The organism is Spirosoma sp., assembly GCF_048594605.1.
Classification (GTDB): domain Bacteria; phylum Bacteroidota; class Bacteroidia; order Cytophagales; family Spirosomataceae; genus Spirosoma.
On the sequence record NZ_JBMDWV010000275.1, the window covers coordinates 1 to 10,126 of the forward strand.

6 protein-coding genes are annotated in these 10,126 nt (G+C 42.6%); 2 read left to right on the forward strand and 4 right to left on the reverse strand.

Annotated features, from left to right (window positions below; translation table 11 throughout):
- Positions 1 to 613: 613 nt before the first annotated feature.
- The 3 genes from ACOJS8_RS16655 to ACOJS8_RS16665 all read right to left on the reverse strand — a co-directional run bounded on the left by ACOJS8_RS16655 (position 614) and on the right by ACOJS8_RS16665 (position 5,687).
- Positions 614 to 988, reverse strand: coding sequence for a hypothetical protein (locus ACOJS8_RS16655; RefSeq protein ID WP_420149673.1), 375 nt, complete (start codon positions 986 to 988; stop codon positions 614 to 616).
- 162 nt (positions 989 to 1,150) lie between these two features.
- Positions 1,151 to 5,086, reverse strand: a complete 3,936-nt coding sequence (locus tag ACOJS8_RS16660; RefSeq protein WP_420149674.1) for a response regulator — start codon at positions 5,084 to 5,086, stop codon at positions 1,151 to 1,153.
- Between the two features lie 328 nt (positions 5,087 to 5,414).
- Positions 5,415 to 5,687: an ArsR/SmtB family transcription factor gene (locus ACOJS8_RS16665; protein WP_420149675.1), complete on the reverse strand. Its 273-nt coding sequence runs from the start codon at positions 5,685 to 5,687 to the stop codon at positions 5,415 to 5,417.
- 1,281 nt (positions 5,688 to 6,968) lie between these two features.
- On the opposite strand from ACOJS8_RS16665, the gene ACOJS8_RS16670 reads away from it, so the two are divergent.
- Positions 6,969 to 7,256: a hypothetical protein gene (locus ACOJS8_RS16670; protein ID WP_420149676.1), complete on the forward strand. Its 288-nt coding sequence runs from the start codon at positions 6,969 to 6,971 to the stop codon at positions 7,254 to 7,256.
- Here ACOJS8_RS16670 and ACOJS8_RS16675 read toward each other — a convergent pair.
- Positions 7,253 to 8,257, reverse strand: coding sequence for a YpdA family putative bacillithiol disulfide reductase (locus tag ACOJS8_RS16675; protein ID WP_420149677.1), 1,005 nt, complete (start codon positions 8,255 to 8,257; stop codon positions 7,253 to 7,255). The two genes, ACOJS8_RS16670 and ACOJS8_RS16675, sit on opposite strands and share 4 nt — an antisense overlap.
- A gap of 274 nt (positions 8,258 to 8,531) precedes the next feature.
- Here ACOJS8_RS16675 and priA point away from each other — a divergent pair.
- Positions 8,532 to 10,126, forward strand: a 1,595-nt coding sequence (gene priA / locus ACOJS8_RS16680; protein ID WP_420149678.1) for a replication restart helicase PriA, incomplete at its 3' end; no start/stop codon positions are given.

A 10,126-nucleotide genomic window follows, 5' to 3' on the forward strand; every position in this document is an offset into this window, starting at 1 on the left:
ACCAGACTGACTTCACAAATTTTCTGGAAGAAAACTGTACCTTACCAATAATAAAGTAGCTGAGATTGGGGTTAAGAAAATGAACTTTATCCCTATTAATCAACTATGCAACTCTCACTTATTAGCCAGATCCTGGCAGAAAACGACTATGTCCAAAAATTACACGTCGGACATGGAGCCGCCCCGCTCGTTTCTTCCCATAAACGAATTAAAAAGTTAGCTCAGGAATTGCGACGTACCAGCCCTGCTACGAGAAGTTACTGTCTTGCCTTTACAATTTTATCAATCTGCGCAGAGACAGAAATAGATCAGCTCCGATACTATTGTGATCATTCCGGCTGGGACGACCACTCACGAACGAAGTATGTTTTATCATTTGAACGTCTGCAATACCAAACCAATCTGGCTATATCGTTGCTTGCCTGATCAAAATCACTTTGGCAAGTAGTTATTTAGTGGTATTCGAGTAGCTAAAATTATAAAGCACACACGTTTATTTTTCCAGTTTAACTACTTGCTGTGTTTGATCGATAACTAACTGATATAGAACTTGATTCATAGAAAAAGCCCCGCTAGTAGCCGGGGCTTTTTACGTACTATACTTTATGTTGTTTTACTGCATAACAATTGTACGACTGACTTCCCGGACTGGCTGAGTAGCAACATTCAGTTGTTTACGGATACTACCTTCGCTTGACTTTACTTCTAGTTCGTACAGTCCATCACCCAGTTCGTCGATATTCAATTTTAACGCATACTTTGAGTCTTTCTGATTGATTGTCTGACGATACAGAACCTGATTGTCTTTATTACGTAGCACAATTGTGACGGGGGTATTGACTGGTTTTTCGACAGCTACACGAATCTCATTTTTCGCCGTAACGTATGCGCTGGCGTCGAATGAAAGCCCGTTTGGCATGGTTGGATTAATCAATGTGGAAGCACTCAACAAAAGAGAAGCTGCTACTTTGCTCATTAGTGGTAACATGGTAGTCGTGGTTTAGTCGTTTACTGGTAGCTTTCTTAATCCAAAGCTTATGCCAACTACGCTCACCACTGACTATCAAACGCTTACCTCAACCATCGATGCTGAACCCTGTCCAGTTACGGACAGAATCTGTTCACTAACGGACAAAATTCATCTGTCAATTCATACGTCTTCATTAAAAATAAAATCGCCTTTTAGCGTTTCTCTCAAAAGGGACGTAATAAGCCCGATTTCCGATTGAACACTACGTACTAATTCCCGTACGGAGCTTGGTTCAAAATGCTCCGTATATTCTACGTTGTAAGCCAATTGAGCAAGATTTGGCATTCCGGCGCTCAAGGCTGTTCCACGTAGTTTGTGTCCAGCTGCTTTAAAGCTTACCCAGTCCCCCGTTTTCTCGTGTTCTAAAAGGCTGGCAATAGAAGCATTGAGCTCGCTTTCTGCCGCTTCAATAAGCTCACGGGCAAATGACAGATCATTATCGGCTATATTTTTTATCACCTGAGCGTCAAAATGCGAGTCCGATTGTTTTGTCTTCATCACACTCTTAGCAACACTTCGCGTCGATTTTAGCCATTGCTGAAATATCGAGATGAGCGATTCTTCTACGATTGGTTTGGTAATAAAATCATCCATCCCCGCTTCCAGACATTTTTCCCGCTCTCCTTTCACGGTGCCTGCCGTTAAGGCAATGATTGGTGTACGATACGTCTGCTCTAGTTCTCTGATTCGCTTTGTGGCCTCGTACCCGTTCATAACTGGCATCTGAATGTCCATCAACACGATATCAGGCTGCTCCTCCTGATACTTCTGAACTGCCTCTTGCCCATCAACTGCCTCAACAATCTGCACATTAGGCACAATTCTGGTAACGATCGTCTTAGCCAGTAGTTGGTTTATTTTATTATCCTCAACCAGAAGTATCTTGATCAGGGCTGTATCCAGTTGGATTTGTTCCTTCAAATCCAAAACCAGCGATTTTTCGTCCTGCTGGCCTAATCGAGATAAAGCGCGGTATAATTCGGCCATTTTGATTGGCTTTACCAAACGCTGATTGACCGCTAACGATTCACATGCTTTAATGATTCGCTCGTCATCGGATGAACTGTGCAGTAACACAATATCCTGAGGATCTGGCGAATTGGAGAAGTTGGCCCGGATTTTTTCAATCGTTTCCAAACCGTCCATATACGGCATATGATAATCCATCAGAATCACATCGTACTGTTTGTGCCCACCCAACAACTGAAGCGCTTCAAAGCCATTACGTGCTTCTTCAACGTTGATTTGCTTTAACAGAAACATCTGCTTTAAAATAAAGCGGTTGTTTTCGTTATCATCCACAATCAGTACGTTCTTTAGCAGACTCATATCGCGCCAGACAATAGGTTCTCCTGGCTCTGTTTTGAGTTTTACATCGAAGGAAAAACAACTGCCCTCTCCCGGCTTGCTGTTTAACTCGAGCTTAGTCCCCATCAACCCCAGTATCTTATTGGAGATTGTAAGACCTAATCCTGTTCCCCCGTACTTTTTAGTGGTGGATGGATCTTCCTGCGAAAAGGCTTCAAAAATGCGCGCCTGCATGTCGGGCTTAACACCAATACCTGTATCCCGCACCTCAAAACGGAACGTAATGTAATCCTGGGCGACGTCGGTTAACGTAGTGATTTTTAATTCGATTTCTCCTTTATCGGTGAATTTGACGGCATTCCCCAGCAAATTCACCAGAATCTGTTTTAAGCGCACAGAATCCACATAAACAAAGCGAGGCAAATCGGCCGGAAGGTTGAGCAGTACTTCAAGGCCTTTATTTTGAGCCTGATACGTAATGATATCAGTAGCCTGGCTGCTGATTTCGTATATATCTACTTTTTCAATAGCGAGCTCTAGTTTACCGGCTTCAATTTTCGAGAAGTCCAGAATATCGTTTATCGTACTCAGCAGGGCATTAGCCGACTGATTAACAATAGACAGGTACTGATGCTGAGTTTCTGAAAGGGAGGTTTTAAGTACCAGATCCGTGAACCCGATTACGCCATTTAAAGGTGTTCGGATCTCGTGGCTCATATTGGCCAGAAATTCCGATTTAGCTTTACTAGCCTGTTCGGCCTGTACCTTGGCTTTTGTCAGTTCATCCCGCTGCAGACAAGCCTCTGTAATATCCTGAGTGAACATCATGATTCCCCCGATTGACCCATCAAACTGGTACCAGGGCCTCACTTCCCAGCATAAATGCCGATCATATTGGTCACCTTCTGCCCGCCAGGTATAGTCATCATTCTTCTCGACTGCTCCCTTGATACATCGGCTAAAAATAGCTTTCCAGTTATCCGACAGATCAGGAAAAACATCATAATGCGACAAGCCCAGCACGCTTCCCGAAAGACGATAATCTTCCAGCCAGCGATTACTAACAGCAATGTATCTGAAATCCTGATCAAACATGGCCACGGCTGCTGGAGCATGTTCAACGAAAGCTGCCAATCTCAACTTCTCGTTAATAAGAGCCCGTTCTGCTCTTTTTTTCTCATCGATATCCTGCAGGATTCCATATATACATTTACAGATACCTCCTTCGAACTCAGGTACTCCCAGCAAACGAACCCATATAGTTCGACCAGTCGCTGTTTTGAGTTGCAACTCCAAATCGAACTCATCACCGTAGCGAATAGCCTGATTTATAGCGTTCGACATTCGCTTCTGATTTTCTCCTGCAAAAAAGGCTATGGTATCATCGATAGTCGGTTCAAAATCGGCTGACACTTCATAAATTGCTTTGGTAACAGACGACCAGTGCATAGTTCGCTGGACTATATCAGCCTCCCAGGTTCCAATTCTGGCTACCTCGTTAGTCTGTTCCAGCATTTGCTTCGTTCGTTTCAGATCAATCTCCAGCTCGTGCCGCTTGGTGATATCAATAGCGTTGCCAATAACGTAGTAATCACCATCCAACTCTTGTTCTAAAACGTTGGAAAACAACCAGGTATGAAGCTCGCCATTTTTATGTCTCGTCTGCATGATCCCACTAGCTCTACCTGCTTCACGAATAGTATCCAGGTAAGCGGTAAATCCTGTATGCTGCTCCTGAGGAATAATATCGCTTAGCAGATTTCCGATAAGCTCTGAAGGTTCATACCCGAGTGCATGGGCTCCTGCTACGTTTACGCTCAAAAGTTTGCCATCCAGATCATGCGTACACATGAGCCCCTGGGAGTTTTCAAAAAATGAGCGAAACTTATTCTCCGACTGATAAAGTTTTAGTTCTTTCTGTGTCTCTTCAGTAACATCTCTGGCAACAGCAAACAGGTAATCAGTAGCGGGTTCAGGGGTTGCTACCCACTGGAGGTTACGATAGGTCCCGTTCTGACACCGGAATCGATAGGTGAAATTAGCCGTTGGTATTCCAGCGAATAACTGATTGATTTCCCGTTGTGCTAATAGCAAGTCATCAGGATGGACTAATTCAAAAAAAGGTACACTTAATAAGTAAGCTTCATCCCATCCTAACACCTGATGAAAAGCCGGGTTTATCTTTTTTAAATAGCCATCACTATCAGCAACGAAAATTAAATCGTTTGACAGTGTAAAAAGATGCTCAAAGTAAGTCAGCTCCTGTTTTTGCCGGTTCTCGACAATTAAGTTAGTGGCTATTTCACCAATTAATTTTAACGCCTGCTTTTGGCTATCGGAAAGTCTTCGGGCTGTGTGGTCCAATACACACAGCGTTCCCAATGCATACCCATCAGGGTCAGTTAAGGGATACCCCGCATAAAACCGTACATGTGGGTCTGACGTAACAAGAGGATTTTCTTTGAAACGCTCATCCAGCGTTGCATCCTCTACCTCGAATATATCTTTATCCAAAATCGCGTATCGGCAAAACGCTATATCACGGCTAGTCTCTTCTGTATCGAGCCCCAGCTTTGCTTTAAACCACTGCCGTTGCCCATCAATTAACGATACGAGCGAAATAGGTGCCTGGCAGATTATGGACGCTAACTCAGTTAACCTATTAAATGAGGTCTCGGGCAACGTATCCAGAATCTGATATCGATGTAAAGCTTCTAGTCTTTTGCTCTCATTAAGTGGAAAAGGCATAGATTGTAATAGTTGAGTGTATTCTTAATAAAAGTACTAATCTTAGTTTACAATAGTTTCCCTTAAGGCATATTTGCTAACATTAAGGAAACGTATAATCAAAATTCAATTGATAATTTATTGATAATTCACTAAATAGCTATTTAATATAACAACGTAGCAGAAAATGGATCTTTCTAGTTAGCAGACAAAATCTTCTATTTATAATACTTAAGTATAAATGTGGTTTTCCCTTTATAGCAGAAACTGTCTAGTCTATACGCATGGGTATAATAGTTAACAAAGGCGATCCATAGGCCGCCCGCCTTACTGCCCGAAGTGATTAGTACTATTTAAGCAGTAATGTTAAAATATCCGGCAACGAGGTGTCCACCAATGAGTAATGAATCTCCTGTCCCTGACGTTTACTAGCCAGTACACCCCGGTCTTTCATTTTTATTAAATGATGGGACAACAACGATTGTTCAACCTGCAGGTATTCCTGAAGACTTGATACCTTCATTGATGATTGATCAACCAAAGCCAGTAATATTCGAATGCGAATCGGATGAGCAATCGTTTTTAGAACTTCAGCAGCTTGGTCTGTTTTTTTTTGATTCATCAGCTTTAGGCTATTTAAGGAATTAGTGAGCAGATAAGCAAGTTGCCTAAAAACGTCTAAAAAGCTAAATAAATTAATCAATCGGTCTGCCCGTTTAACTAATAAGCACTAGCTGAGAATTTATTCTATTAATAGAAGAAGTATAGTATTAAAAAAATTATAAAATAAGCATATGATTTTATTTTTTTATCAAACGCCTTATACGCCTGCTCAAAAGTCAATTCCTCACATCAGCCAATATAAACCCAGCTAGAATAAGTCGTCTACTACCAACTTTGTAGTAAATACAGATTAGTGCTCTGATAATCAACCTATAATCTATTAGCCACTACTTCAATAAAAACTGAGCGTACCTATAATTATTTGTTCGTAAGAGCAATGAGTTCTAGAAAAATTAGTATACTAATTCGATTATTATTTTGTATTGCACTACTTGCATCCTTGGTGAGCTGTTTAGCTTTTCTGTAAATATCTCGTACGTAAAATTTTGAAAACTAACCGTTTACTTTGGTCTAACTATTATCATCATAATGAAAAAACTTAACCTGCAGAATTATACAGTTATCCATCGGATTTTATTCAGATATAATCGAAAATGAACGTAATGAATACACACTAATTCATTTAGTTATTATTCTGTTTATCCTGGCGTCATAGCTGGATTACTGGCTTTCCTTATTTCTCTCATCTACAACTCAATGTGGAAGTAACCTTACTTTACAAAAAAAGAGCCTTGACTGTATACAGTCAAGGCTGAAAAGGTATAGTGTTAGGGAGAACCTGAAAACTTTCTTAAAAGTAAGTAAATTAAAATGATTCAATGTACTGTTTTCAAGAAATATTTGCATCGCTTACCAACTAGAAGCTTCGTTTTAGTAACTCCTCTCTCTACGTGTCACTAAATTATTGATACGTAACGTTTATCTGAACAACTCTATCATTTTCAACTAACCTTGTTCGATGCTGTCTTTGCTTTACCTAGAGCACTCTATGCAATTGAAGACCGTATTATATATCAACCTTATGAATTTATAAAGAATTTAATATCTTTTTTAAAGTAGATACGAAACAAAAAAGTCTTTATTTAGTCAAAGCTTCTTAAAGAAATCAGCAGTTCATTAGGTCTTCTTGACGATCCGTCAGTCAATTTTTACCGTTGATACAATTGTTCTTTCAAAGCAGCTACATCACCAATTATATTCAATGCATTAGTTGCAGATATACACAAAAACCTTATTAGTCCACAACCAGTTATTAACTATTAAACTCTTTAAGCAAGTCATGAGTGTTGTTATTAAGCCGACTGTCAGCAATATTATTAATCTTTGGTTCGGTGTAGATACGCCAATACGTCAGTATAAAATCAAATTAAATCCGGATTTGTGGGTAGCCTGCCAGCGAATCAACAACGATTTCCGCCCCCCCTCCAAGCGAAGGCAGATAGAACTCTACCGAAAGTCTGACAAAGTAGCGTTTGCCAAAGCTGTGCAGGAAGAGTTGGATCGGGTTGCATCGAAGTCGATAGCAAGTTCGACCCTCAAGTCGTCCAGATTAGAATTTGCGGACTAAATACGCTGAATTAATTCGGCCACTTTGTGCACTTCCCTACCCATTATGTGATCAATAATAGACTGGGCGTGCTCACGACCGTTTTCGATAAATACTTTTTCTGTGTAAATGCCAGCCAGCACGGTTCCACATACGTATAAGCCTGTTACGTTCGTTTCGAACGTTTCTTTGTCATAAAACGGCACCTGGGTTTCGGCATTAAGCTCAATTCCGCAACGGCGTAACAAGTCAGCATCGGGAATATACCCCGTCAAAACAAATACAAAATCGGCGGGGATACTTGTTTCTTCGCCGGTTTTTACATTTACAGCCGTTACCTGATGCTCCTCAATCTGAGTAACACACGAATCAAATACGGTTTTAATTCGCCCCTCTTTAACACGATTTTTTACGTCCGGTACAAGCCAGTATTTTACCGTACTGCGGAAGTCTTCGCCCCGATGAACAATTGTTACGTTTACGTCATGACGATACAATTCCAGGGCTGCTTCGACGGCCGAGTTCGACGCCCCAACAATCACTACGTTCGTGAAGGAATATTTAAACGGTTCGTCGTAGTAATGCGATACGTGAGGGAGGTTTTCGCCGGGGATGTTAAGCCAGCGGGGCCGGGTGAAATAGCCAGTAGCCATAATAACCTTATGGGCTTGATAACGTTCACCGGTCGTTGTCGTTACAGTAAAGATACCACCCTCTTTATGGACTTCCCAGACCTGCTGAAACAGCTTGAAATTCAGATGATAATAGGCCGCGGCTTTCCGATAATATTGAAGGGCCTCGTTACGTCCTGCCTTCACGTCAGAAATAGCGAACGGTAGCCCCCCGATTTCAATATTTTCAGCCGTTGAAAAGAAACGCATTCGACGCGGATACTGCCGAATTGACTCGGTCAGACTACCCATTTCCAGAATTAGATGACTCAGACCAGCTTTGGTTGCTTCGATACCAGCGGCCAAGCCACAAGGGCCACCGCCAACAATAATAACGTCGTAGGGTTGCATGATTAAATTTCGGACGGCTCGCGTTCAGTTAAGTTAACAGTCAAAAAGCAAACAAAGGTTTGGCAAGCATCGCCTTTTTTAACAAATCGGGAATTCGCCGAACCAACGACGGGTTTTCCTTATATTTACCTGACGTACCACCCGTCATCAGTCCGTGGAAAACCAGTTACTCACCCTTTTTTCATCAACAGAAGCAGAAGAAGTCACCTTCTTCGCCGACCTGATTTTACCCATTCCTGTTCCACGATTATTTACGTACCGGGTTCCGCGTGGGATGGCGGAAATTCTGAAAATTGGTGCACGGGTAATTGTTCCTTTTGGTAAAAACAACGGTCGTGTGCTGACGGCCGTCGTTGCCCGACTGCATAATTCACCGCCCACGGCTTATCAGGCCCGTTACATTAGCGAAGTACTGGATGAATATCCGCTTGTTACGGGTTATCAGTTAGAGTTGTTCAGATGGATGGCCGAGTACTATATGTGCTGCATTGGCGACGTAATGAACGTAGCGCTGCCATCGGGACTGAAAATTTCGAGCCAGTCGAAAGTACAGTTCAATCCTGACTTCGATTATCCGGAACTGCTCACTGAAGTAGAGGAACTCTTACTGACCGAACTCAAAAAACACCCAGCTTTATCGTACGAAGAGCTTGGCCGACTGGCCGGTGAAGGCACCAACGTACCAGCTCTGATCAAATCGCTGGTTGGCAAAAAAGCGATCATCGTCTTCGAAGAAGTAAAGGAAAAGTATATTCCGAAAATGGTGCGAAAGATTCGGCTGCATCGTAATTACGAAGAACGGGAGCAATTACTGGTTTTGCTGCAACGGCTTGAAAAGCTGCCTAAACAGCAGGAGGTAGTAATGCGTTACCTGCGCCATGTGCCGATGCAGCGAAACCCGGAATTGAATCACAAAGGTTTGGATAAGACAATCTTAAACCAGGATGATGAAATTTCACAGTCCTCTTTATCGACACTTATCAAGAATCAGGTCTTCGAAACGTTTGAAATCATTCAACCTCGTTTTTCCGATAATAATACGGCGCTCCAAACCGAAATCCGGCTCACCGATGCCCAACGTAGCGCTTCGGAGCAAATTATGCAGCAGTTTGAAAACCAGAATATTGTCTTGCTGCATGGGATTACGGGTAGTGGTAAAACCGAAGTTTATATCGATCTGATTCAACAGGCACTCGCGAGCGGTTCGCAGGTATTGTACTTGTTACCCGAAATTGCGTTGACGACCCAGATTGTAGTACGTCTGCAACGTGTTTTTGGCGATAAAATGGGGATTTATCACTCAAAATTTTCAGATAACGAGCGCGTCGAAGTCTGGAAAGGAGTGGTTTCGGGACAATATCAATTCGTAGTCGGGGTACGTTCTTCAGTTTTCCTTCCCTTCGACAACTTAGGGCTGATTATTGTGGATGAAGAACACGAAACCAGCTACAAACAACATGATCCGGCCCCGCGCTATCATGCCCGCGACGTAGCGATGATGCTGGCGCACTGGCAGCAGGCAAAAGTTTTATTGGGTTCAGCTACGCCTTCGCTCGAAACGTATTTTCAGGCCAAACAGGGGCGGTATGGGCTGGTGGAGTTGTTCAGCCGCTTCGGTGATGCTACGTTGCCGAATATTATACTAGTAAATACGCAGCAGGAAAAGCGGCAGAAAACGATGAAAAATGAGTTTTCGTCGGCTTTGTTGGAAGGTCTGCAAAAAAACATGGAGCGGGGCGAGCAAAGCATTCTGTTTCAGAACCGCCGGGGGTATTCGCCCTACCTGCAATGTGAAGAGTGTGAATGGATTGCCGACTGCCACAATTGCGCCGTGAGCCTGACCTACCACATGCGCGATTCCGAGCTGCG

Bases quoted from the DNA above. Each gene is read 5' to 3' on its own strand.
- ACOJS8_RS16655 (WP_420149673.1), bottom strand. From the start codon at position 988: ATGTTACCACTAATGAGCAAAGTAGCAGCTTCTCTTTTGTTGAGTGCT.
- ACOJS8_RS16660 (WP_420149674.1), bottom strand. From the start codon at position 5,086: ATGCCTTTTCCACTTAATGAGAGCAAAAGACTAGAAGCTTTACATCGA.
- ACOJS8_RS16665 (WP_420149675.1), bottom strand. From the start codon at position 5,687: ATGAATCAAAAAAAAACAGACCAAGCTGCTGAAGTTCTAAAAACGATT.
- ACOJS8_RS16670 (WP_420149676.1), top strand. From the start codon at position 6,969: ATGAGTGTTGTTATTAAGCCGACTGTCAGCAATATTATTAATCTTTGG.
- ACOJS8_RS16675 (WP_420149677.1), bottom strand. From the start codon at position 8,257: ATGCAACCCTACGACGTTATTATTGTTGGCGGTGGCCCTTGTGGCTTG.